Here is a 23,185-nt window from a genome sequence, read left to right on the forward strand (position 1 = left end):
TCGCCAGGCGTACCTTCCGGACAGCAGGGACTGGACTATGGGCAAGGTAACAGGGTTTCTCGAGATCGACCGGCAGGTGCACAAGTACCAGCCGGCTTCCGACCGCATCCGGCATTTCCGTGAGTTCACGCTGCCGATGTCGGACAAGGAGGTCGAGAAACAGGCTGCGCGCTGCATGGATTGCGGCATTCCGTATTGCCATGGACCGACCGGCTGCCCGATCCACAACCAGATCCCCGACTGGAACGACCTCGTCTACAATGGCGACTGGGAAAACGCGATCCGCAACCTGCATTCGACCAACAATTTTCCGGAGTTTACCGGCCGCATCTGCCCCGCACCTTGCGAGGAAGCCTGCACGCTGAACCTCGAGGATATTCCGGTCGCCATAAAGACGATCGAGCAGGCGATTGCCGACAAAGCCTATGAAACCGGCCATATCCGGCCCTATCCGCCGGAACGGAAGACCGGCAAGCGCGTCGCGATCATCGGCTCGGGGCCGGCGGGAATGGCGGCTGCCCAGCAACTCGGCCGCGCCGGCCATGACGTTCACGTCTATGAGCGCGAGAGCCGGCCGGGCGGGCTGATGCGCTACGGTATCCCCGACTTCAAGATCGAGAAGCATTATATCGACCGGCGCATCGAGCAGATGCAGGGCGAAGGTGTCAGCTTCCATTGTGGCGTCAATGTCGGCGTCGACAAGCCGGTAGCCGAACTGCTCGCCGAATATGACGCGGTCCTCTATTGCGGCGGTTCCGAAACACCGCGTCCGGCCAACATCCCTGGCGACGATCTCGACGGCGTGCACGACGCGATGCCGTATCTGGTTCAGCAGAACAAGCGTATCGGCGGCGAGCCGATCCAGTCGGTGGCATGGCCGTCGCGCCCGATCGTCGCCGGCGGCCAGCACGTCGTCGTCGTCGGCGGCGGCGACACTGCCTCCGACTGCGTCGGTACCGCCTTCCGCCAGGGCGCGGTGCGCGTCACCCAGCTCGACATCCGGCCGCAGCCGCCGGAAAAGGAGGACAAGCTGTCGGTCTGGCCCTACTGGGCGACCAAGATGCGCACGTCGTCCTCGCAGGCCGAAGGCGCCGAGCGCGAATTCCAGGTGGCGACGCTTGAATTCATTGGCGAAGACGGCCAGCTGACCGGGGTAAAATGCTGCGAAGTCGACGAAAAGCGCAAGCCGATCGCGGGCACGGAATTCGTCATCCGCGCCGATCTCGCTTTCATCGCCATCGGCTTTGCCGGGCCAGCCGCTCGCGGGCCGGTCTCGGAACTCGACGGGCAGATGAAGATCGTCACCGACAGCCGCCGCTCGAAGAATGTCGAGGCCAATGACCGGGACTACAGGACCAGCGTCGAAAAGCTCTATGCGGCGGGCGACGTGCGGCGCGGCCAGTCGCTGGTCGTCTGGGCGATCCGCGAGGGCCGCCAGGCGGCGCGTGCAATCGACGAGGCGCTGATGGGATCGAGCGTGCTGCCGCGCTGAGCCCGTTCCGAAACTCTACAGAAAGAGGCGCCAGCTTTACTGCCGGATCGCCGTCGTCGTATCGGATGCGGCCGCCGTCGCAGGCTGTGTCTTGGGCGGCCAGGAGAAATCGTCAGCGCGGCCCGGTGAGGCGTCGGGCGCCTTGCCCTCGACGATCAGCCTTTCCCCCGGCAAATTCTTGTCAGCTTTTGCCGGCGGGGCGGCGCCGAGAAGTTCCGAACCGCCGTCCAGCGCCGGATCGCTGAGCAGCATCGGCACGGTGCGATCGACAGCTATCGGCGCGGCAGCAGGTGCCGGCGCCTCGACGGGAGCGCCGGCCGGGGCAGAAGCCGTCACCACGCTTCCCGGCGCGGCCAGCCCCAGGATCTTCATCAGCGGCTTTTCGGTATAGAAGGCGAGCTTGCGCTTGCCGGCCTTCGACATGTTGATGCCGTCGTCGGAGCGCAGGCGCACCGATTGGCCGTTGATGTCCGGTCCGCTGGTGATGAAGGCGCCGTTCTCGTCGACAAACCCGTCCCAGACGTCGACGAATTCGCCGCCGTGGCTTTCGGCGGACGAGCGGAAGATATCGTTGAAGGCCAGCATGTCGGAGGTCATTTTCGAGACCCGGAAGGCCGGCATGCCAACCCACAAATACGGCACCTTGGTTGCGGCGATGGCCTTGCCGAACGCATCGGTCCGGCGCTCGTATTCCTTGGTCCAGTTCTCGGATCGCGGCTGCTCGCGCACATCGCCGACGCGCATCTGCTGCCGGTCGTTGGATCCGAGCATGACGACGACGGCTGCCGGTTTTTCGGCAGCGATCAGCGACTTGACCTGTTCTGGCCAGTTGTAGACATCGTCACGCACGAAGCCGGACGATCCGTTGGCACGGACGACGATCCTGACGCCGGTGTTTTCGGCAAAGGCGGCGTCGAGCCCCTCAGCCAGCCCAGACGCCATGAAATCGCCGACCACCAGAACGACGCGTGCATCCGGCGCCTTCTCGGCCACTGGGGTTGTCGGCTCGGCCGGCGGCGGCCGGCGAACTGACCGGGGCTTTCTCAGCTTGGGCCTAGGCTTTGTTCTCTGGAATTCTCTCTGGAATTCGGGCGGCGGCTGCTCAAACCGCTCGCTTCTGCGCGGAAACAACAGGTCGCGCAGCGACCAGCCACGACTTTCCGGCTCCTGCGCCATGGCCGAGGTATGAAAGGCACTGGCGGCGCCGACTGCCAGAACGGCGATCGCCAGAACCAGAATCGGCACGCGACGAACAATTAACCGGATGCGCGCAGCCGAAACCAATCACCCTCTCCATCCCGTAACCGGCTCTAGTTCTGCCTGAGCCATTTGAGCACTTCCTTGCTAGGATACCCGTCCTGGGTCAAGCCGGCCTTTGCCTGGAAGGCCATGATGGCGGTTTTCGATCCGTCACCGATCTTGCCGTCGAACTTGCCGTCGTAAAAGCCGTGCTCGGAAAGTCGCTTCTGAAGCTCCTGCCTTTCCTCGAAGGAGAGCTTGGTAAACGGTCGCTTCCAGTCCTGCACAAGCCCGCCATAGCCGGCGATTTCGTCGGCAAGAAGGCCCACGGCGAGCGCATATTTGTCAGCATTGTTGTAACGCTTGATGACCGAGAAATTCGTGATCATCAGGAAAGCCGGCCCGCCGCGGCCGCCGGGCAGCTTCAACGTCGCCTTGTCGGCACCGTTCTTGAACGGCTTGCCGTTGGCACGGGTGACGCCCAGCGCCTGCCATTGCGACAGCGACTTCGAGCCTCCGGGCAGCTTCTTGCCGTCCGGAAGGCTGACTTCATAGCCCCAGGTCTTGCCTGCCTGCCAGCCGTTCTTCCGCAGCAAATTGGCGGCTGTCGCCAGTGCGTCGGGAATAGAATTCCAGATGTCGCGCTTGCCGTTGCCGTCCATATCGACCGCATAGGACAGGTAGCTGGTAGGGATGAACTGGGTATGGCCCATCGCGCCGGCCCATGAGCCGCTGAGATGGCTTTCGTCGATGTCGCCGGTTTGCAGGATCTTCAGCGCCGCGATCAGCTGGGTGCGGGCAAATTTCGCTCGCTTGGGGTCCGCATAACCAAGCGTCGCCAGCGAGCGCACGACATTGCGCATGATATCATCGCGCTTGAGGGTTTCGCCGTAGTTCGATTCCATCGACCAGATGGCCAGCAGGATGTAGCGGTCGACGCCGTATCTTGCCTCGATCCTGTCCAGCCAAGGCTTCCATTTCCTTGCCATTTGCTGGCCGACGGCGACCGACTGGTCATGGACGCGGTTGTCGAAATAATCCCAGGCGGGTGCGGTGAATTCGGGCTGAGTACGAGCCTTTTCCAGCACCACCGGGTCAGCATCGTTGATGCCCTTGAATGCCTGGTCGTAGACGGAGCCGGAAACGCCGCTCGCCACGGCGGTAGCACGGAAGCTGGCGACCCATTGGCGGAAGCCGGCATCGGCAAAAGCCGGCCCGCTGGGCATGAGCAAAGCAAGCGAGAGGCTGGCGGCCGTCAGGACGCTGGTGAAGCGCCTTGCGGCGTTGCGAACGGACATCTTTTCCTCCTTCTTCATCTCAGGAAGACTATTCATCGCCGAACCCGGTTAGCATTTGGTTTACCATAGGTGCCGTGCGGGGTGAAAAGATGCGTCAATGCTTTACCAGCTGAGATTTATGACCCACCGTTCAGTAATCCTCGATTTCGGCATGAAAATGTCTCGAATCGGGATTGCCGAACAGGCATGCAAATGGATAATTGGCACATGAAGAGAGTTCGCAAGGCAGTGTTCCCGGTTGCCGGTCTCGGCACGCGCTTTCTCCCTGCTACCAAGGCCATTCCCAAGGAAATGCTGACGGTCGTCGACAGGCCGGTCATCCAGTATGTGGTCGATGAGGCGCGCGATGCCGGGATCGAGCATTTCATCTTCGTGACCGGCCGCAACAAGGCGGTCATCGAGGATCACTTCGATGTCCAGTTCGAGCTCTACGACACGCTTGCGCAGCGCGGCAAGGACGACCAGCTCGCCCGCCTGCAGCGGCTGCAGCCGGCGCCGGGGCAGACCAGCTTCACCCGCCAGCAGGTACCACTCGGCCTTGGTCACGCCGTCTGGTGCGCGCGCGAGCTTGTCGGCGACGAGCCCTTTGCGCTGCTGTTACCCGACATGATCATGCAGTCGGAAAAAAGCTGCATGAAGGATATGGTCGAGCTTTACGCCGAGACCGGCAACAACATCGTCGCCGTGCAGGAATGCGATCCGGCCGAGGCGCACAAATACGGCATTGTCGGCCGCGGCGATGACGCACATCACGGTTTCCGCATCACCGGCATGGTGGAAAAGCCGAAGACCGGCACGGCGCCGTCGAACCTCTACATCAACGGACGCTACATCCTGCAGCCTGAGATATTCAAGATACTCGAAGGCCAGGAAAAAGGCGCCGGCAACGAGATCCAGCTCACCGATGCAATGCTGAAACTGCAGAAACAACAGCCCTTCTACGGCTATCATTATCGCGGGCGCACGTTCGACTGCGGCTCGCCCGAAGGCTTCGTCGAGGCCAACGTTGCCTTCGCGCTGTGGCGCAGCGACATGAATGCAAGCATGGCCGGTGTCATTCGCACACTTCTCGACGAACTCGCGCCGTCAGAGCGCCGCGGCCTAGCCTTATAGTGTCAGCACCGGTTGCCGCGCTGGTCGGCGAAAGCGCGCCGCGTTCGATCGGCCTCATGCGACGCGCTTAGGCTCTTGTTTTATGCCAGTCGTTATCGCAAAACCGCTGCACACCTTTGCGCGACATGCATTTAGCGCTGCAACTTCACGCCAACGAAAATGCTATTGGCCGTGTAGTCGCGCCCAACCAGGTTGCTGGTCAGTTTTTCAGTCCTGGCGCGGGTGGTTAGCCCGGTGTAGCGGTTCAGCCACCACGTCAGCCCTGCCTCGGCGCTCAGCGTCAAATCATGATCGTCGGAGCCGGTATAGTCGCGCCATTCAAGGCCGAGAGCGGCATTTCCGGTCAGGTTGGCGCGGATCTGCCGCTCGCCCGTGAGGCTGCCGGAATAGAGCATGGAGCCGCTTTCGCCCGCATTCGTCGTGTTCTCGGCGGTCGTCTGTGCGGTGAGCCCGATCGTGGTGCCGCGTTCCGGCGACCATTTGAGATCGGCATTGACCGTCGCGCCCGAAATCGCCGGCAGGGCGTCGTCGTCGATGGCTTCGCGCAGCCATCCGACCGAGAACTCGCCGGTAAGCTTCTCGCGGAGATCGAGCTCGACGCCGGCCCGTGCGCCAAGCCTGGTCGAGGAGCGCTGGAAGCCGTTTGGATCGACGCGCAAATCATAAGCGCGCCGGCCGATCTCGATTTCGGTGAACGGCGTGATGGCAGGCGAGATCTCGTAACCAGTGCGCAAAATGGCCGTGTAGAGCGTCGAGTCGCGGCCCTTCTGCGACAGTGATCCGCCCGACGAAAGCTTAGCGTCGCCAAAGATGTCGTGCTCGACCGCGCCGGTCAGCGCGAAGCGCATCTTGCCGGCATCCTTCTCGACGGCGAGACTGCCGTTCACTGTCTGGCGCACCGGCTGGCCAACGGCGCCGACGACTGCGTCCGGCGCCGAGGCCGATTCGGGCACGGCCTCATAGCCCAGCTTGGCGATGGCGCGCAGATCATTGTCGAGATCGATGTTGAGTGTGCCGTCGACGTGGCCTTGCGCCTCGTGAATGTCATAGCCGGACAAGGTTTCGCGGAAGATGCCATAGCCCTCAACCGTCGCTGAATTCTCCTGCCAATCGGAGACGGCGTTGAAGCGCAGCGTCGTTTCCGACAGCAGGGCCGGCTTGCCGAGGCTGCTCGAATCGGCGTTTGTCGAAGACGTCAGGCCTTGCTCGAGCGTCGGCCGGATCACGAACGAGCCGAGCTTGATGCCGGTGGCGGCGAACGGGTCGTCCTCGTTCTTTTTGTTCTGGCCTTCGATGGCTTCGGTGCGCTCGGCGCCGGGGTCGAGCCTGAGCCTTTCGGCGGAATCGATGGTCACCGCACGGCGGTTAGCCGTATCCTGCTCGTCTATGGCGGCGGTATCGGTGTCCTTGGTCGTCGCTGCAGTCGCGGTTCTCTTGCTCGTATGGCTGTCCGTGGTCTCGGCTTCGGCGTTGGCGGCGTTGGCGGCGCGCGTCGCGCTTGGCCGCCGTCGCGGCGGCGGAGCTGGGTTGTCGGGAAATGGGTCGCCGCTGGCCGCCGGCGGATCGAAAGTGCCGCCGGTTGCGGCCGCTTCGCCCGTGCCGTCGTCAGGCAACGCCCCCTGGCTGGTCGGACGATAGGTAGGCAGCGGCGTATTGTCGTTGGGGGTTGCAGCCGCCTGGGCGGCTTGGGTTCCAGCCATGCTCGTTTGCCTGATCTTGTACTGCTGGTCGTCCAGGTTTGGCGAATCCGAAACCTCGCCGCGCAGCTCGGTTTCCTGGGCGCAAAGCAGTGTCGGACGCGACAACGCAAAGACAGTGGTTGCCAGCAGCAATGCGCGAACCGCCTTGCCCTTTCGTCCCATTTTGTTTTGAGGCTGAAACCCGGACATCGGCACCACTGCTTGCGCGGCGCACGCGCGCCATACTTACGAAACCGTAAATGGGGATGGTTAACGGAGCGTTGAGGGATGGCCCGTCAGGGTGTTCGGAGCGGCAATTCCGTTGGACAGGCGCGTGCCGAAGCGCTAATCGCATCGTCCATGGACGTGAAATCCCCAGACAGGAAGCGGCACGACGGGCAGGCCGCGATTGCCTCGGCGCTGAGAACGGTGGCGACAGAGCAGGCCGGCGTCGCGGCATTGGCCGACGCGCTCGAAAACGGGCTGGCCGAGCCGTTCGCACGGGCCGTCGACATGGTGTCGCAGATCGATGGCCGCGTCATCGTCACCGGGGTCGGCAAAAGCGGCCATATCGGCTCGAAGATTGCCGCAACGCTCGCCTCGACCGGCACGCCGGCCTTCTTCGTTCACCCTGCCGAAGCCAATCACGGCGACCTCGGCATGATCGCCAGGAACGACGCCATCATCGCCCTGTCGTGGTCGGGGGAAAGCCTCGAGCTCAAGGGCATCATCGCCTATTCGAGGCGCTTCTCGATCCCGCTGGTCGCGGTCACCGCGGGCGAAAAATCGGCGCTGGCGCGTGCGGCCGACGTGGTGCTTCTGCTGCCGCGAGCACCGGAAGCCTGCCCGCACGGCCTTGCGCCGACGACCTCGACGCTGCTGCAAATGGTGATGGGCGATGCGCTGGCCATCGCGCTGCTCGAGGCACGCGGCTTCACCCCGGACCATTTCCGCACGTTCCATCCCGGCGGCCAGCTCGGAGCCAACCTGACTCAGATCCGCGAGATCATGCATGTCGGTGACAGGCTGCCGCTGGTGTCGTCCGGCACCGGCATGCGCGAGGCAATCCTCGAATTGTCGCGCAAGGGGTTTGGCTGCGTGGCGGTGACTGCGGCGGACGGCAAGCTGATCGGCATCATCACCGATGGCGACATCAGGCGCCATATCGGCAGCGATCTCTTGGCCATGAGCGTCGATCAGGTGATGACCAGAGAGCCAAAAATGGCCGCGCCCGACACGCTGGTGGCGACGGCGCTGCAGACGATCAACGACTCGGCCATTACCAGCCTGATGGTGGTCGAAGGCAGGCGGCCGATCGGGCTCGTCCATCTGCACGACCTGCTGCGTATCGGTGCTGCCTAGTCTGGCGAGTTTTCTAGACCGCCTCGACCGTCAGTTCCAGATCGGTATCAGCGGCACCCGTCACGCGCACCTGCGTGCCGGCCGGGAGGTCGGGGCCGGAGACACGCCACAACGTGTCGCCCAGCTTGATGCGGCCGCGCCCATTCTTGATCGGCTCGGCAAGGGTCGCCGTCCGGCCGACCATCTGTGCGCCGCGGCGGTTGAGCAGAGGCTGGTCGGTCTCATCGTGGCGTCCGCCCACCAGCCGCTTGCCGACATAAGCCGAGACCAGCGACAGCACGAGGAAGGCGACGACCTGGACCTGCCAGGTCCAGAAACCGGCGTCCCAGATGAGCAGCGAGACGACGCCGATCAACAGCGCGGCAATGCCGATCCACAGCATGAAAATGCCGGGCGCGATGACCTCCATCACCAGCAGGATGAGGCCGAGGACCATCCAGCTCCACGGGCCGAGTTCGGAAACAATGCGGTCGAACATGGCCTCAGGTCTCGCTGGGACGAACCACGGGCGGGCGGGCCTGTCGTGCTGGACCGGCGGTGCCTTCGCCCTTGAAAACTTCCCTGGCGATTTCGCCAATGCCGCCAAGCGTGCCGATCAGTGAGGAAGCCTCTATCGGCATCAGCACGAGTTTACTGTTTGTCGCGGAGCCGATCCTGGTCAGCGCTTCCGTGTATTTCAGCGCGACGAAGTAGTTGAGCGCCTGCACGTCACCCTTGGAAATCGCCTCCGACACCACCTGCGTGGCGCGTGCTTCAGCCTCGGCCGATCGCTCGCGCGCCTCGGCGTCGCGGAAGGCGGCTTCCTTGCGCCCCTCGGCCTCCAGAATCTGCGACTGCTTGAGGCCCTCGGCGGCGAGGATCTGGGCGCGCTTATTGCGCTCGGCCATCATCTGGCGGCCCATCGATTCGACGAGATTGGCCGGCGGGTTGATGTCCTTGATCTCGACACGGGTGATCTTGATGCCCCAGGGATGCGCGGCCTCGTCGACGACGCGCAGCAGGCGCTCGTTGATGGCGTCCCGGTTCGACAACAGCTCGTCGAGGTCCATCGAGCCCATGACGGTGCGGATGTTGGTCATCGTCAAATTGAGGATAGCGTTCTGCAGGCCGGCGACCTGGTAGGCGGCCTGCGCCGCGTTGAGCACCTGATAAAAGGCGACGCCGTCGACGGCAACGGTGGCGTTGTCGCGCGTGATGATCTCCTGCGTCGGGACGTCGAGCACCTGCTCCATCATGTTCATCTTGGCGCCGATACGATCGACGAAGGGCACGATGAGGTTGAGGCCCGGGCTCAATGTCTTGGTGTAACGGCCGAAGCGTTCGACGGTATAATTATAGCCTTGCGGAATTGTCCGGATGCCTTTGAAAAGCACCAGCACGACAAGGGCGACAAGAACAAGAAGCGCGATATCGAAACCACTGAAACCCATTTGGCTCTCCCCTCAAAGGCCGGCCATGCCGGACAGTTCCACGCGGCCGGCTTGATCAAACACTTAAGTGTGTTTCAGCAACGTTACAATCAGGTGATTATGGATTGCCGGTGAATAGACGGGTGATCTGTTCAGGCCCAGCCGGACAGCTCGCGCCGTACCATTGCCTCGATCACCGCCATGCCCTCGGCACTGTCGTTGAGGCAAGGGATGTGTGTGAACTTTTCACCGCCGGCATGGTGGAAGGTCTCGGCCGCTTCCCTGCCGATCTCGTCCAGCGTCTCGATGCAGTCGACGGAAAAGCCCGGGTTGACGATGGCGATCGATTTCACGCCTTCGCGCCCTAGTCTTTCGACCGTCTTGTCGGTGTAGGGCTGCAGCCATTCCTGCGCGCCGAAGCGCGACTGAAAGGTGGTGATCAGCTTCTTTTCATCCCAGCCGAGCTTTTCGCGCAGCAGCCGCGTCGTCTCGAGGCAATGGGCTTGGTAGGGATCGCCCTTGTCGGAATAGGGTTTCGGAATGCCGTGATAGGAAGCGATGACAATTTCCGGTTCGAAGTCGAGGCTCGCCAGATGCTTTTCGATCGAACGGGCGAGCGCCTCGATATAGGCCGGCTCGTTGTAATAGGGCGGCACGCTGCGAATGGCCGGGGCGCGGCGCATCTTCATTAGCGCGCGAAACAGCTGGTCGTTGGCAGTCGCAGTCGTCGTCGCCGAATATTGCGGATAGAGCGGGAAAGACAGGATGCGGTCGCAGCCTTGCTCGACCAGTCTCTCGGCCACGCTCGCGGTCGAAGGGTTGCCGTAGCGCATCGCCCAGTCGACAACGACATTGGGTAGGTCGCCGAGCGCGAGCCCGAGCTTCTCGGCCTGGGCGCGGGTGTAGGTGCGCAGCGGCGACTCGTTGCGCTCCCGGTTCCATATCCTGGCATAGTTGGCGCCCGACTTCTTCGGCCGGGTGGTGAGGACCACGCCGTAGAGGATCGGATACCAGATCGCCTTGTTTAGCTCGATGACGCGTGGATCGGACAGAAACTCCCGGAGGTAGCGCCACATCGGCTTGAAGCCGGTGCCGTCGGGGGTGCCGAGATTGATCAGCATGACACCGACCTTGCCGGTCCTGACCGGAGGGCGCCCTGCCGACGGCGAGGCGGCGGTCTTCTCGGCTTTGATTTCAGCAGGGTTGGCAAGCGTCATGAGGTTCTCCAACACCGCGAACCAACGGTGCCGCGGCGAAATTAGCGATGCCGCGCCGGTTTTCAAATGCTGCGTCTGGCCGCACCTTATCCCAGAAATGCAACACCCGCCCGGTCTGCCGGGCGGGTGCATTGCGTTCCTGCGGCCGGATTACTTCGACGCCGCCGGGATCGTCAAAGTTGCGCCGACCGGCAGCCGGCGTGGCTCGTAGGCTTTGTTGGCATCGGAAATCATTTTCCATTTGGTGCCGTCGCCATAGGCCTTCACCGCGAGATCCCAGTAGGTATCGCCGGCGACGATTACATGGCTGCCTTCGGCCGGTGCCGGCTCAGCCGGCTTGGCGGGCTCGGCAGGTTTTGCCGGCTCGGTTGGCGCCGGTTCACTTGGGGCCGGCTGACTCGGGGCCGGCGCTGTCTCGGCGGGCTCGGCCGGAGCAGGGGTCGCCGGAGCCGGTGTGACCGGAGCCGCAGGTGCCGCCGGCTGGGCCGGCTCGGCGGGTGCGGGTGCCGCCGGCGCGGTTTCCGCCGGGACGGCCGGCGGTGTCTTGGAAATATCGCCTGAGCCGGCCGGCATTTCGGGCATTGCCGGTTCAGCAGGCTTTACCGGCGCAGCCTCAGCAGGTTTTGGCGGTTCGGCAGGCTTGGCCGGTTCCGCGGCCGGGGTCACGGTCGCGGCGATCTCGGTGATGCGGCCGTCGAGCTTGGGCGTATAGGGCCGGTGCGCGCCGAGGTAGTCGGCGACGACCTGTTCCAGCCCGGGGCCGTAATCATAGGCGTTCTTGGCCTTCTCGGCGAACACCTTATAGCCGTCGCCGCCCTGGCGGACATAGTTGTTGGTGGCGACAAGGTAATCCTTGTCCGGCTTGATCGGCGTCCAGACGCCGCCTTCCATGACCTCGACCGATTTGACGCGTCCGTTAGGCGGTGCCGATCTGTCGAACGCATATTTCAGGCCGGCAACCTGCGGGAAGCGCCCGGCGCCGTCCTCGACCTGGCTGAGGCCGCTTTCGAGGCCGGCAACCAGATCCTTGCCGGAGATATGGAAGGTCGCCAGCGTGTTCTGAAACGGCAGAACGGTGAGAATCTCACCCATAGTGACGGTGCCCTGGTCGATCGAGGCGCGCAAGCCGCCGCCATTCGAGATGACGATCTCGACACCCTGGCCCCTGACCCGGTCGAGGACGGCGTCGGAGACCAGATTGCCCATCTCGCATTCGCGGGCGCGGCAGTTTTCCCGACTGCCGTCGATCGCCTTGGTGGTCTCGGCGACTTCCTTGTTCTTCAAAGCCTCGATCGGCGCGCCGAGTTCCTTGATGCGGGCAAGCACGGCGGGGTCGGGCGTGATCGATTTGTCGAGATGTATGGGATCGCCGCTCGCCTCTTTGACAACGCCGTTGTCGTCGAACACGACCTTGAGCTCGCCGAGATATTTCGAATAGGACGCCGCCTGGACGACCGGCACTTTGTAGCCGTCCGGATTGTCGACCATCGTCGGATAAGGGCCTTCCGCCTTGGGGTCGGTGTTGGAGAGCAGCGAATGGCTGTGGCCGCCGACCACCACGTCGACGCCCGGGATCTTGGCGATCACGTCGCGCTCGCGCTTGTAGCCGATATGGGTGACCGCGATGATTTTGTTGACGCCCTCTCCCTTCAGTTTCTCGACCTCGGCGGTGATCGACTTGACGTCGTCTTCGATGGCGATGTTCGGGCCAGGCGAGGCAAGCTCCGGCGTGTCGTTGGTGACCGCACCGACGATGCCGATCTTCTGGCCGCCGACCTCGACCACGATCGATGGCTTGACGCGGTCGCCGAGCTTGGATTGCGCATTGGCCTTCACGTTGGCGCCGAGCACCGGAAACTGGATCATGTCGAGAAACGGCGCCAGCGCCGACTCGCCATCGTCGAACTCATGGTTGCCGAGAGCCTCGGCATCGAACTTCATCTGGTTGAGGAATTCGCCTTCTGTCTTGCCCTTGTAGGTCGTGTAGAAGAGTGAGCCCTGGAAATTGTCGCCGGCGCTGAGCAGCAGCACGTTCTGGCCTTCCAGCTTCTTGCGCTCCTGCGCGATCGCTGTGACGAGGCGGGCGGCGCCGCCGACGCATTCACCCTTGGTCTCCTCCTCGGCCGAGCAGGTCGATTCGTACTTGTTGTTGCTCTCGATGCGGCTGTGCCAGTCGTTGATGTGCAGGATGTTCAGCGTGTAGTCGGCAAAGGATGCCCCTGCCGACAGGCCAAGCGCCGATGCCGACAGCGCGGCGATGGCAGCGATCTTCTTCATTCTCGTCTCCCGGATGACTCGAGTACAGCGCCGCGCGTCATTTGGGACGCGCAAAGGACGCTGTACCATTTTTATTTTGCGCATGATCCTTTCCGAAAATCGACTCCGATTTTCGGGGTCATGCGCAGACGCGTTTAACGCTCTTGTTTGACTTGGATGTAACAGCCTCTCGGGCCATGTTCACATCGCGTTTCAGTCGATGCAAGCGGAAATCGGCATCAGCTTTGCCGGCGCAAGAAAACGGCGGCTTGAAGCCGCCGCCTTGTGCAAAGTCAATTCGGAATCGAACTTCAGGTGCGCCTGGTCAGCACAAAATTCTGTCCGCTCGCGCTGGTGCAATTGAGCTGGCTGGTCGAGACCATCAAGCAGTTGAAGCTGATCGGCGTCTGGCGGATCAGCGAAGTGCCATGGATCTCGACCGAGGTGCCGCCGGTCATGGTGTAGCTGCCATCGGCAAGCTTCTGACCGGTATCGGTGGCGACGGTCGCGAAGCTGCCGCCCTTGAAGGTGGATAAGCCGGTGCCCTGCGCGTCGATCCAGGAGCCTTCGACCCCTTTGGCGGTGATCACCGGTGGCTCGCCCGGGCCGGTGGTGGTGCAGGCCGCCAACGTGACGGCAGCGGCCGCGGCAATGCCAGCCGAAAGCAGTCTTTGCGCAATCGTCATCATCAAGATCCTCTCCTCTCGCATCGGCTCGAAAATCGATCCGATTTTCGGAAAGCACGATGCGCACATTCAAAGTGCTGGAGCGTACTTTGTGCGTCCAAATGGACGCACGTCGCTCTAGGCCGCCCCTCTTCAATCGCCCGATTTCCGGGCGATTGCAAGCTGGCGGAGTGTCGAGGCAACGCTGCTATCGAACGAGGATGTTGCGGAATTGCCACGGGTCTTTGGTGTCGAGGTCCTCGGGAAACAGACCAGGCCGATTGTCGAGCGGTGTCCAGTCCGTATAATAGCTCCTGACCGGCCCCAGATAGGGGTTCTGCACGTCGAGGCAGCGCTTGTAATCCATCTCGTCGGCTTCGACGATGCCGGCCTCCGGATTTTCCAGCGCCCAGACCATGCCCGCCAGCACCGCCGACGTGACCTGCATGCCGGTGGCGTTCTGATAGGGCGCCAGCTTGCGCGCCTCGGCCAGCGACAGCTGCGAGCCGTACCAGTAGGCGTTCTTGGCGTGGCCGTAGAGCAGCACGCCGAGTTCGTCGATGCCATCGACCAATTCGTTTTCGTCGAGCACGTGATGCACGGGCTGAGCCTTGCCGGCGGCACCGAACATCTCGTGCAGCGACAGCACGGCGTCGTTGCAGGGATGATAGGCGTAATGGCAGGTCGGCCGGTACTGCACCTTGCCCTTCTTGCCATGCAAGGTGAAGAAATCGGCAATCGAAATCGCCTCATTATGCGTCACCAGGAAGCCGTATTGCGGACCGGCCGTCGGGCACCATGTGCGCACGCGCGTGTTGGCGCCGGGCTGCTCTAGAAAGATAGCGGCCTTCGAGCCGTTCTTGTGCTTTTTGGCGTTCTTCGGCATCCACGCCTCGTGCGTGCCCCAACCGAGCTCGGCCGGCTGCAGGCCTTCCGAAATGAAGCCTTCGACCGACCAGGTGTTCCAGAACACGTTCATCGGCTTGGGTTTCTTGGTGCGCTGGGTGTCGCGCTCGGCGATATGGATGCCCTTGACGCCGGCCTTCTTCATCAGCTTGGCCCAGCCTTCGCGATCGTGCTGCGCGGGTTCCGCGAAGTCGAGGCCAAGATCTGTGGCGAGGTTGACCAGTGCCTGCTTGACGAACCACGAGACCATGCCGGGATTGGCGCCGCAGCATGAGATCGCCGTGGTCCCGCCCGGGTTCTTCGCGATTTCGGTACGCACCGTTTCGCGCAGCGCATAATTGGTGCGTGAGGCGTTGTCGGCCTTTTCGTCGAAATAAAAGCCGAGCCAGGGCTCGACCACCGTGTCGATGTAGAGGACGCCAAGCTTGCGGCAGAGCTTCATCAACTCGAGCGAGGAAGTGTCGACCGACAGGTTGACACAGAAGCCCTGGCCGCCGCCATTGGTCAAAAGCGGCGTCAGCAGCTTCTTGTAGTTCTTCTTGGTCACTGCATCCTGCATGAAAGTGATGCCGCGCTCGTCGAGCAATTTGCGGTCGCCGTCGCGCGGGTCGATGACGGTCATGCGCGACTTGTCGAATTTGAAATGGCGCTCGATCAGCGGCAGCGTTCCCCGTCCGATCGAGCCGAAGCCGATCATCACGACAGGGCCGGTGATCTCACCGTAAACGGGCCAGTTTTCATTCGCCATTTATCGATTACTCCCTCAAAAAACGCTTCGGAACAGCGGCTTGGCCGCGGCGCGACAAACCATAGATCATTGTCACAATAAAGCGAAAAGCGGACGGCCGGCCTCACGCCGCGCCATCCCGGCTACGGCTCGACCTGTCTTGCGAATTCAGGCTTGAAGAGGGCATGTGCCTCGGAGACCGGCAGTTCAAGCAGATCGTCGGCGCAGGCCTGGATGGCATGCGGTAGGGTCTGGAGCCCGAACACCAGAACCTGCTTGTCGCCCTCACGCCAGAGGCTGACCGCCAAATATTCGCCGATGAGATCGTCCATACCGCATTCGGCTTCGTGATCAATATCGGTCTGGTCGGTCGGTTTCTTGCGCCGCTGCTTGACCAAGGAGACGAGGGAAGGACCGGGCTTGCCATCCACCGTATCCGAGAAAATGTCCTGAAGGCCAAGCAGGACGCCGCGCCGCACATCCATGATGTAGGCGTCCGAATAGTTGGTCGGATGCGCTCCGCCGCAGAAGATGCTGCCGGACTCCCGCCAGCTCATCAGCAGCGGCGTCAGCGAGCTCACTTCGAATGTGCTGTCCGCATAGCCTCCGAGCGTGCCGTCGTTCACGCCGTCAATCGGCCCGCCTTCGTTGAAACCGGCATATTGCGCCGCCACGCAGCCCAGTGCGCCGATGTTTGCGCGCCAGTGCCTGTCTTGCAGCAGAGCATTCGCGGCCTCGATCGGAACGTTGCCGGACAGTTCGACAATGCGCGGCGTGGCGAATTTGGTGCGGGGGTCGACGACATAGCGGTAGGTCGCGTCCGGCCAGCCAGTCGTCTTGCCGTTATCAAGCTGAGTGTTCAGCCGCAGATAGTCATACGGGGACGTCTCCATGGTGATCGGCGTGTCATTGGCGAAGAACTTCATGAAGCTGAAATCGTAGAGATCGAGCGGGCTGCCGGGCTCGTTCCCGGTCACCTGCCGACTTGCGACCCGCTCCAATCTGAGCGGCAGCGCCCTCTTTCCGTTCCAACTGCCTTCAAGGGTCTTGCCGTTACTGGACGAGGCCAGGCGCCACACGGCGGCAATCGGCGCGGCCTTTCCGTCATCGCAATTGTCGGCGCCGCATGCCTCCTCCTCGGCCAGTTCGAACCTGCTGCCCTTTTGGGACCGGGCCTGCAGCGGGATGTCGACGCCCTTCGAGCGGTAGAAATAGCGGCCGGCCAGCGGGCTGCCGGGCGCCGCGGGGTCGTCGGTGAATTCGACGACGATATCGCTCTTTCCAAGCTTGCCGGCATAAGTCACCGGCTCTGCCTCGGCTGCTGTCGACAGTACCAGGATCGCGGCCATGAACGTGACCGGCCTGCTAAGATGCTGGATCATTGCTCCCCAAGCCACAAGTTAGAGTTGTCGTCCGCCAGTAGTCACGGTCGGCTGTCAGGCCCTTTTAGTCAAGTTGTGCCTCGTCCAGCACCAGACGCTGCTCAGCGAAAAAAAGCTGCGACGCCGCCCCTGGTGCGGATGCCGCATCCGCCCGTTTCAGCGGATTTTTGTCCTCGGCGCGGCTGTGGAGGCTCGAACCACCAGTTCTACCGGCAGAACGACCTGGCGGGGGGCTTCATTGTCAAGAACCATTCGGGCGGCAAGCCTGCCTTTTCCGATCACGTCTTGCGCGACAGTAGTCATCGGAGGCGTGGTGCGTGCGGATTCAGCGGTGCCGTCAAAGCCGACGACCGATACGTGGCCCGGCACGTCTATGCCGCGGCGAACCGCCTCGTCCAATATCGTGATCGCCTGCCAGTCCGACATGGTCAGGATCGCGGTTGCTTCAGGCACCCTGTCGAACACCACTGCTCCGGCAGACGGCTCGCCTGGGATCGTCTCGATGATCGGGACATTATCGATTGACAAATTCGCCTCCGCCAAACCCTGTTTGAAACCGTCGAGCCTTTCATCGTCGAGCGGGAAGCCGGCCAGAAGCGGGCGCGTTGCGTGTCCGGGCATGTGGACAATCGGCGGGCCGGGAGTCCGGCGCACCGAAAGGATGGCAAAATGCCGGTGCCCCAGCCCGGTCAAATGCCGGACTGCAGCAACCGCGCCGCTCCGGCCGTCGATCTTTATCGAGTTGATATCGGGACCTGCGTCGCTTTCGAGAATGACGAAGGGCAGACGGCGTCTCTGGACCGAAACTATGAGACCAATGTCGGCGCTGTGACCAAGGATAAAGCCGTCAACCAGGGCATCGCGGATGCTGGCGAAGCGCGTGTTGTCGGTGCCGTTTACAAGGCTGAGCGTCGTTCCAGCCTCGTCGCAGGCGAGCGAAACGCCGAGCACCAGCTCGCGGCGGTATGGGCTTCTCATCACTTCGGAGATGGCATAGGCGCCAGGCGGCATGAACCCGATGGCATTGAACTTGCCGTCCCGCAGCAATCGTCCTTTCGGATCGGGGCCGCCAAACCCGAGCGCTCGCGCGGCCGCTTCGACGCGCTCGCGCAATTCAGGCCTGACCAGCTCCGGCCGGTTGAAGACGTTGGAGACAGTCCCCCGGGAAACTCCGGCAGCCTTGCCGACATCGGCTAGGGTGGGCATTGGCGATTCACTCGTTTTCCCTGAGGTAGACCATTTTTTGGAGCGCTCCAAGAATTTATTGACTCCAAACCGAAATAGGTGGATCGTGTCTCTTGGAGCGCTCCAAGAGCACATATTCGAAGTGTTTCTGCGACTAAGACATTGAGAATCGTCAAATGGCGTGGCCGCAGCGGCCATGCCCAAGGAGAGGATGATGGCAGAAACCAATGTTTTTCCAGCCTCGCTCGTCGGCAAGACTTTCGACTGCGTTTTCGGCCCCTTCGTGCCGCGGCTGACGTTTCTCTCGGCGCAGGAATTGCACATCCAGGCGTCGATCGGGACCACCGAAATCGACGAGGTGGTCAATGTCGGCCTGACCAGCGTACGCCAGAATCTCGTGCTCGCGAGCTGGACGGAGAAAAGCGGCAACTTCATTGTGCAGTTGCAGGACCACGAGGAGGGGATCGTTCATAATTATGCGCGGCTGGCCGATGGGCAGCTCTTCTGTGCCCAGGGCGCCATTCAAGTCGTTCCTGCATAAGGGAGGAAAATGCGATGGAACTCGCTTACGACAGTCATCTGCTTGCTCGAATTCTGCTGAGTGTCGCGACCGTGGGCTACGGTGTGGTGATGATCAAAGCCGACTTGAACGCCACCCACGCCACCAACCCGCTCTGGACTCCCCACGCCCGGTTTCACGTGGTCTGGCAGGTGTTGAGCTATACCGGAGTGGCGCTGATTGCGCTCGGACTCATCTGGATCAAGGGGCAACTCGAAGCCGAGCGGCTCTATCTCGCGGGCGGATTGGCCGCGGCCATGTATGGAGCATTCTTCGCGGCCATGCTCTCGCGGCCGATCTACGGCGGCGTGCTGTATGACGAGAACGGCTATCTGCCGTTCCGGCCGCCGTTTGGACCGGCGGGCTGGCGGTGGGATGTCAACGTCACAGTCTTTACCGCGATGTCCGCGATCCTGCTGCTGGGCGTGGCTGCGATTTAGGGAATCCCAGGAAAAGTGTGAAACGGTTTTCCGTCCGGAATTGCGCAAGAACAAGCAAGGACAAAGAGATAGAGCGGTTCGGCGCTTCCGTGAAACGACGAACTGCTCTAGCAACTGTAGTACTAGGACAGCGCCAGCGCCCCGAGCCGCTCGACCAACCGGTCACGGTCGGCGGTCATCCCCTTGTAGTCGAGCTGTGCCTCGTCCAGCGCCAGAAGTTGTTCGGCAAAGGACGCTGCGAGCGCCGCGCGGTCGCGGAGGCGCTCCAGCACGGCGAGCGGGTCGAGATGAATGCGGATGGTGAAGAGTATGTCGCCCGAGACCGGGAGCTTTCTCAGCGTCTGACGCTCGACGCGGATGAAAGCATGAGCGTCGATGTCGCCGTCCGGGAATCTCGACGGGCGATTGCTGGCGCGGTCGATGCGTTCGATGTTGGAGAGCGGATGGTAGAGTGCGTCGCCCGCCTGGATCGACCAGTTGTAGCGCTCGACGGCTTGGCCCTGGAGGCCATCGAACATGCGGTTGATGAGATCGGCCGGGCGTGTGCCTGGACCGAAACCCGGTACCGGCGCGTGGATCTGCTGCAGCGGCTTGCCGAATTTTTCGATCAGCGACCAGGACGACGGGAAGCAGAGCGAGCCGGCCGCCAGACGCCAGCCGCTCTCGTCGCGGCGCATCAGGATCAAATCCTCCTGGACGAGCAACGAGGCCGCGACAAGCGGCGCATCGCTGAAAGAAGCTGAGGTGCCTGAGCCCTCGAGATTGTCGATGCCGTCGATCACCTCGATCGCATTGTCGGTACGCCTGTGGGTCTCAGGAAAGTTCGCCGCCAGATGCACACCGAGCAGATCGAGTACTTCGCGCTGGGCGTCGCGCGTTGCTTGCTCCTCGACAAAAACCTTGTCGGGAATTTCCGTGTAAAGCCGGCGTTTCTTGGCAAGATAGGGCAGCAGATATTCGTCGACCTCGATCCAGCTATCGAGATTGAGCGGCTTCAGCCCGATGGTGAACAGTTTCGACGAGCCGTCATAGGGTGTGTGGGTCGGTGGGCGGAAACTCATGCTTCTTTGTAGACTTCCAGTGCGGCGGCGGCCATTCTCGCCGTGAATTCGGTGATTTCGTAGTCGGCGGCACCTGCCTTGGCGAAGGGATCGTCCGCCAGTCTGGCATCGAGCACTTCGCGTGGACCGCGCGCGATGATGATGCCGCCGGTCCTTGGCCGCTTTGGCCCGGAGGCGACAAAGATACCTTGCGTATAGCAGGCCTTCAGCCACTCGACATGCGCTTGCTGCAGACGGTCGATCTCGGTCAGCGGCACCTTGTAGTTCAGCGAAACCACGAACATTGTTGTCTCCCGATGCTTCAGCCCAGCCGCGCCGGGATCAATCCGCGCAGCGAGTTGCCGACGAACAGCGCCTTGGCCGATTTCAGTTCGTTCCACGTGTAGACCGCTTCACCGGCGCGGCCTTGATCCAGCAGTTCGCCGCGCAGGACGCCAGCCAGCAGGCCGCAATCGAGCCGCGGCGTGGCCAGCACGCCGCCGCCGAAATCGGCAAAGACGTTGGTGATCGTGCCCTCGCAGATTTCGCCGCGCTCATTGGCGAGCAGCACCTCGTCGGCCCGGCCGGCCAGATATTCGGCGCGGGCGCGCGTATAGGTTTGTCGGCGGCTGGTCTTGTGACGCAGCAGCGTGTCGCTCGAATCAAGCCGCACCCGTGCCAGCTGCAGGGTCCAGACCTTGTCTGCGGCGAGCGGCTCGTAGGGCTGCACCGAAACCGCTGCTTCGCCATTGCGCGACAGGACGAGGCGGGTGCGCAACGCGATGTGCTGGCGGCCGACCGCATTCATCAGCGCTTCGCCGACCCGTTGCGGATCGCAGGCGAAGCCGAGTTCGTTTGCCGAGCCGTAGAGCCGCGCGAGATGGCGGTCTAAACGGAGGAAACCCGAGCCGGGTTCCCAGCGCATTGTTTCGATCAGTTCGAAATCGGCAGTGTTCCCGTCGCGAAACGGGCTTTCAGCAGACACTCCTGGTACTCCTCTTCGGCTGTCGAATCGAAGACGACGCCACCGCCGACATTGTAGACCGCCTCGCCATCGGCAAAGAGCGAGATGGTGCGGATCGCCACCGAAAAGCGCATCCGGCCGCCGGGCGCGATCCAGCCTATGGCGCCGCAGTAGACATCGCGCGGGCCAGCTTCCAGCTCGCGCAGGATCTCCATGGCGCGGATCTTCGGCGCGCCGGTGATCGAACCGCAGGGGAACAGCGCGGCGAAAATCTGGCGGATGGTAAGGCCGGGCAAGAGTTTCGCCCGCACGCGGCTCACCATCTGGTGGACGGTCGGGTAGCTCTCGATGCGGAAAAGCTCCGGCACATCGAGCGTGCCAACCTCGCTGATCAGTGAGATGTCGTTGCGCAGGAGATCGACAATCATCCGGTTCTCGGCCTGGTTCTTCTCGTCGTTGCGCAAGAACGCTTTCAGGCGATCGTCCTCGGCTTTTGTTGCGCCGCGCGGCGCGGTGCCCTTCATCGGATGCGTCTCGATCATGCCTTCCGCGTCGACCTCGAAGAACAGTTCGGGCGAACGCGACAAGACGATCGGATCGCCGAGCGCGACCAGCGCCCCATACTTCACCGGCTGGCGTTCAGTCAGCGCGTTGAAGGCGACCAGTGGATCGCCCGACCATTGTGCGTGGACCGGAAAGGTCAGATTGCCCTGGTAGCAGTCGCCCTTGCGGATATGGTCATGCAGGCTGGCAAAGCGTTTGGCGTAGTCATCCGAAGACCAGGCTGCCTTAGCGTCGAAGATTGGGCCGTTGCTGGCCGGCAGATCGCCTGGCGCGATCGTCTCTTCGGCTGGCGCATCGAACACGCCGAGGCAGAAAAGCGGGGCGCGGCGGCCGGCCGGCAGCAGCGGAACGAGCTTGGGTTCGAGCAGGTAACCGGCCTCATAGGAGAAATAGCCGGCCAGCCATTTGCCGCCGTCATGTGCTGCCTGCGCTGCTTCCAGGACCGGCAAAAAGTCCGCCTCGCCATGCGCTGCGATTATCTCGGCCGGCCGGTCGAAAACGAGCTGACGCGCGGTCTCGTCGTTCCGGAAAATTGCAAAGGGCAGGGGCATAAGGCTCGAATGCTGCGGTCACCAGCGATCGATCTATATGGGGGCTCGACCGTGTGCAATCGAGGGAGCGGCGTCTCAAGACGCAAAGGCGCGGGGCAAAAACAAATGCGGCGCCAGTGGGCGCCGCCTTGTTCCAAAATGCCACCTCGCGATGGGTCAGGTGTTGCTGGCTTCCCCCGCGGTCGGGAAGCGGCGCGCAAATTCCTTCTCGTCACCGGCGGCAAGCAGTTTCGCCTGCTCGATCCAGCGTTCACGTTCGATGCGGCCGTCGAAATTCAACGTCGCCTCGATCCGCTTGACATCGTCGGGCGTCCAGGCGGCGATCTGGGCATAGGTCGTGACGCCAAGCCCTTTGAGCAGCCGCTCGTTGGTGGGGCCGATGCCGAGCAGGCGACGCAGATCGTTGGCTTTGCCTGCCGCGGTGGCTGTTGCCTTGCCGGTCGCGGCTTTCTTTGCAATTGGCGCAGCCTTGCTTGCCGCCGGCGCGGTCCTGGGCGCGGCGCTCGCCTTCGATACAGGCGGTTTCTGCGTTGCCGTTTTCGCGGCACTTGCGCGTGGCGCGGTGGCGGCCTTCGCCGTTGCAGATTTCTTCGGCGCCGGTTTGGCCGGTGCGGATGTCGACATCAGGGTTGACGGCGCCTGCATCGCGGCTTTGATCGCGCCGGTCCTGGCGGCTGGCGCCTTGGCTGTTGCCGCCTTCGCGGTTGGCGCCTGGGTGGTTTTCGCCTCGCCCAGCCGGCGTTCGAGATCGGCGCGGGCGCGGCCGCATGCATCCAACTCACCGGTCAGACGGTCGCTATCGGCCCGCAATCTGTCACGTTCGCTGCGCGTGCGGTCTAGATCGCCGCGCAAACTGTCGAGCTCGCCACGCAGGCGTCCCCAAATGAACCAGCCAACCAACACACCTACCAGGAACGCCAGGAGCATGTAGAAAAAAGTGCCCATTGTCTTTCTCTCTCCAGTCCCATCCGTCCGCCCTGGCCTGTAGAGCCATGACCTCGGCGAAGGACCATTCGATGGTGGTTCCGCAATTTGCAGAACAGCCGGCTTCGATCGAGCTGTCGGCGACCGGTTTGCCCCTGGCCAACAGCCATTGTCGCATCCGCCGACACGCCATGACCGGTCGGGACTTTCCGA

Annotated in this window: 21 protein-coding genes; 5 read left to right on the plus strand and 16 right to left on the minus strand. The window is 62.7% G+C overall.

Annotation, left to right across the window (positions count from 1 at the left end):
• The first annotated feature begins 37 nt into the window (after positions 1 to 37).
• Positions 38 to 1,492, plus strand: a complete 1,455-nt coding sequence (locus NKI63_RS05235; RefSeq protein ID WP_254816922.1) for a glutamate synthase subunit beta — start codon at positions 38 to 40, stop codon at positions 1,490 to 1,492.
• A 36-nt stretch (positions 1,493 to 1,528) separates the two neighbouring features.
• Here NKI63_RS05235 and NKI63_RS05240 read toward each other — a convergent pair whose 3' ends face one another.
• Together NKI63_RS05240 and NKI63_RS05245 are read right to left on the minus strand one after the other, a co-directional pair.
• Positions 1,529 to 2,776 (minus strand): SGNH/GDSL hydrolase family protein, encoded by a 1,248-nt coding sequence (locus tag NKI63_RS05240; protein WP_352688030.1) that lies wholly within the window; start codon positions 2,774 to 2,776, stop codon positions 1,529 to 1,531.
• A 26-nt stretch (positions 2,777 to 2,802) separates the two neighbouring features.
• A complete protein-coding gene (locus NKI63_RS05245) occupies positions 2,803 to 4,029 on the minus strand; it encodes a lytic murein transglycosylase (RefSeq protein WP_254816924.1) in 1,227 nt (408 codons plus the stop codon).
• A 207-nt stretch (positions 4,030 to 4,236) separates the two neighbouring features.
• Between NKI63_RS05245 and galU the strand changes: the two genes are divergently transcribed.
• Entirely contained in the window at positions 4,237 to 5,142 is a 906-nt protein-coding gene (galU, locus tag NKI63_RS05250; RefSeq protein ID WP_352506340.1) for a UTP--glucose-1-phosphate uridylyltransferase GalU, read from the plus strand.
• Between the two features lie 131 nt (positions 5,143 to 5,273).
• On the opposite strand, the gene NKI63_RS05255 is transcribed toward galU, so the two are convergent.
• Positions 5,274 to 7,031, minus strand: a complete 1,758-nt coding sequence (locus NKI63_RS05255) for an outer membrane beta-barrel protein (RefSeq protein WP_352506339.1) — start codon at positions 7,029 to 7,031, stop codon at positions 5,274 to 5,276.
• A gap of 150 nt (positions 7,032 to 7,181) precedes the next feature.
• Here NKI63_RS05255 and NKI63_RS05260 point away from each other — a divergent pair, with 150 nt between their 5' ends.
• Complete coding sequence (locus NKI63_RS05260; protein ID WP_254817072.1) at positions 7,182 to 8,183, plus strand: KpsF/GutQ family sugar-phosphate isomerase; 1,002 nt, start codon at positions 7,182 to 7,184, stop codon at positions 8,181 to 8,183.
• A 13-nt stretch (positions 8,184 to 8,196) separates the two neighbouring features.
• Here NKI63_RS05260 and NKI63_RS05265 read toward each other — a convergent pair whose 3' ends face one another.
• The 8 genes from NKI63_RS05265 to NKI63_RS05300 form a co-directional block, all read right to left on the minus strand.
• A complete protein-coding gene (locus tag NKI63_RS05265; RefSeq protein WP_352506338.1) occupies positions 8,197 to 8,661 on the minus strand; it encodes an NfeD family protein in 465 nt (154 codons plus the stop codon).
• A 4-nt stretch (positions 8,662 to 8,665) separates the two neighbouring features.
• Positions 8,666 to 9,613, minus strand: coding sequence for an SPFH domain-containing protein (locus NKI63_RS05270; protein WP_352688032.1), 948 nt, complete (start codon positions 9,611 to 9,613; stop codon positions 8,666 to 8,668).
• Between the two features lie 131 nt (positions 9,614 to 9,744).
• Positions 9,745 to 10,809 carry a ferrochelatase gene (gene hemH, locus NKI63_RS05275; protein ID WP_352688034.1) on the minus strand — a complete coding sequence of 355 codons (1,065 nt, stop codon included), beginning with the start codon at positions 10,807 to 10,809 and terminating at the stop codon, positions 9,745 to 9,747.
• Between the two features lie 150 nt (positions 10,810 to 10,959).
• Entirely contained in the window at positions 10,960 to 13,086 is a 2,127-nt protein-coding gene (locus tag NKI63_RS05280; RefSeq protein WP_352688035.1) for a 5'-nucleotidase C-terminal domain-containing protein, read from the minus strand.
• A gap of 290 nt (positions 13,087 to 13,376) precedes the next feature.
• Positions 13,377 to 13,751, minus strand: a complete 375-nt coding sequence (gene omp10, locus NKI63_RS05285; RefSeq protein ID WP_254817073.1) for an outer membrane lipoprotein Omp10 — start codon at positions 13,749 to 13,751, stop codon at positions 13,377 to 13,379.
• Positions 13,752 to 13,938: 187 nt separating this feature from the next.
• Positions 13,939 to 15,384, minus strand: a complete 1,446-nt coding sequence (locus NKI63_RS05290; protein WP_352688036.1) for a homospermidine synthase — start codon at positions 15,382 to 15,384, stop codon at positions 13,939 to 13,941.
• Between the two features lie 122 nt (positions 15,385 to 15,506).
• The gene (locus tag NKI63_RS05295) at positions 15,507 to 16,745 is read right to left on the minus strand and encodes a hypothetical protein (RefSeq protein ID WP_352688037.1); all 1,239 of its coding nucleotides are present in this window, start codon (positions 16,743 to 16,745) and stop codon (positions 15,507 to 15,509) included.
• A 156-nt stretch (positions 16,746 to 16,901) separates the two neighbouring features.
• Positions 16,902 to 18,128 carry a LacI family DNA-binding transcriptional regulator gene (locus NKI63_RS05300; protein WP_352820723.1) on the minus strand — a complete coding sequence of 409 codons (1,227 nt, stop codon included), beginning with the start codon at positions 18,126 to 18,128 and terminating at the stop codon, positions 16,902 to 16,904.
• A 16-nt stretch (positions 18,129 to 18,144) separates the two neighbouring features.
• Between NKI63_RS05300 and NKI63_RS05305 the strand changes: the two genes are divergently transcribed.
• The gene (locus NKI63_RS05305; protein WP_352752551.1) at positions 18,145 to 18,471 is read left to right on the plus strand and encodes a MoaF-related domain-containing protein; all 327 of its coding nucleotides are present in this window, start codon (positions 18,145 to 18,147) and stop codon (positions 18,469 to 18,471) included.
• A 14-nt stretch (positions 18,472 to 18,485) separates the two neighbouring features.
• Positions 18,486 to 18,929, plus strand: coding sequence for a hypothetical protein (locus NKI63_RS05310; RefSeq protein WP_352688043.1), 444 nt, complete (start codon positions 18,486 to 18,488; stop codon positions 18,927 to 18,929).
• Positions 18,930 to 19,051: 122 nt separating this feature from the next.
• Here the strand turns inward: NKI63_RS05310 and NKI63_RS05315 are convergent, their stop codons facing one another.
• The 5 genes from NKI63_RS05315 to NKI63_RS05335 form a co-directional block, all read right to left on the minus strand.
• The gene (locus NKI63_RS05315) at positions 19,052 to 19,990 is read right to left on the minus strand and encodes a heme-dependent oxidative N-demethylase family protein (protein ID WP_352688045.1); all 939 of its coding nucleotides are present in this window, start codon (positions 19,988 to 19,990) and stop codon (positions 19,052 to 19,054) included.
• Positions 19,987 to 20,274 carry a YciI family protein gene (locus NKI63_RS05320; protein WP_352688047.1) on the minus strand — a complete coding sequence of 96 codons (288 nt, stop codon included), beginning with the start codon at positions 20,272 to 20,274 and terminating at the stop codon, positions 19,987 to 19,989. The genes NKI63_RS05315 and NKI63_RS05320 overlap by 4 nt, the downstream gene beginning before the upstream one ends.
• Positions 20,275 to 20,291: 17 nt before the next feature.
• On the minus strand, positions 20,292 to 20,954 hold the full coding sequence (locus NKI63_RS05325; protein WP_352688048.1) for an aminotransferase class IV family protein: 663 nt from the start codon (positions 20,952 to 20,954) through the stop codon (positions 20,292 to 20,294).
• A complete protein-coding gene (locus NKI63_RS05330) occupies positions 20,903 to 22,048 on the minus strand; it encodes an aminodeoxychorismate synthase component I (protein WP_352506327.1) in 1,146 nt (381 codons plus the stop codon). The genes NKI63_RS05325 and NKI63_RS05330 overlap by 52 nt, the downstream gene beginning before the upstream one ends.
• A 156-nt stretch (positions 22,049 to 22,204) precedes the next feature.
• A complete protein-coding gene (locus NKI63_RS05335) occupies positions 22,205 to 22,993 on the minus strand; it encodes a helix-hairpin-helix domain-containing protein (RefSeq protein ID WP_352688050.1) in 789 nt (262 codons plus the stop codon).
• Positions 22,994 to 23,185 lie beyond the last annotated feature (192 nt).

It is taken from the genome of Mesorhizobium sp. M0410, from assembly GCF_040321435.1.
GTDB lineage: Bacteria > Pseudomonadota > Alphaproteobacteria > Rhizobiales > Rhizobiaceae > Mesorhizobium.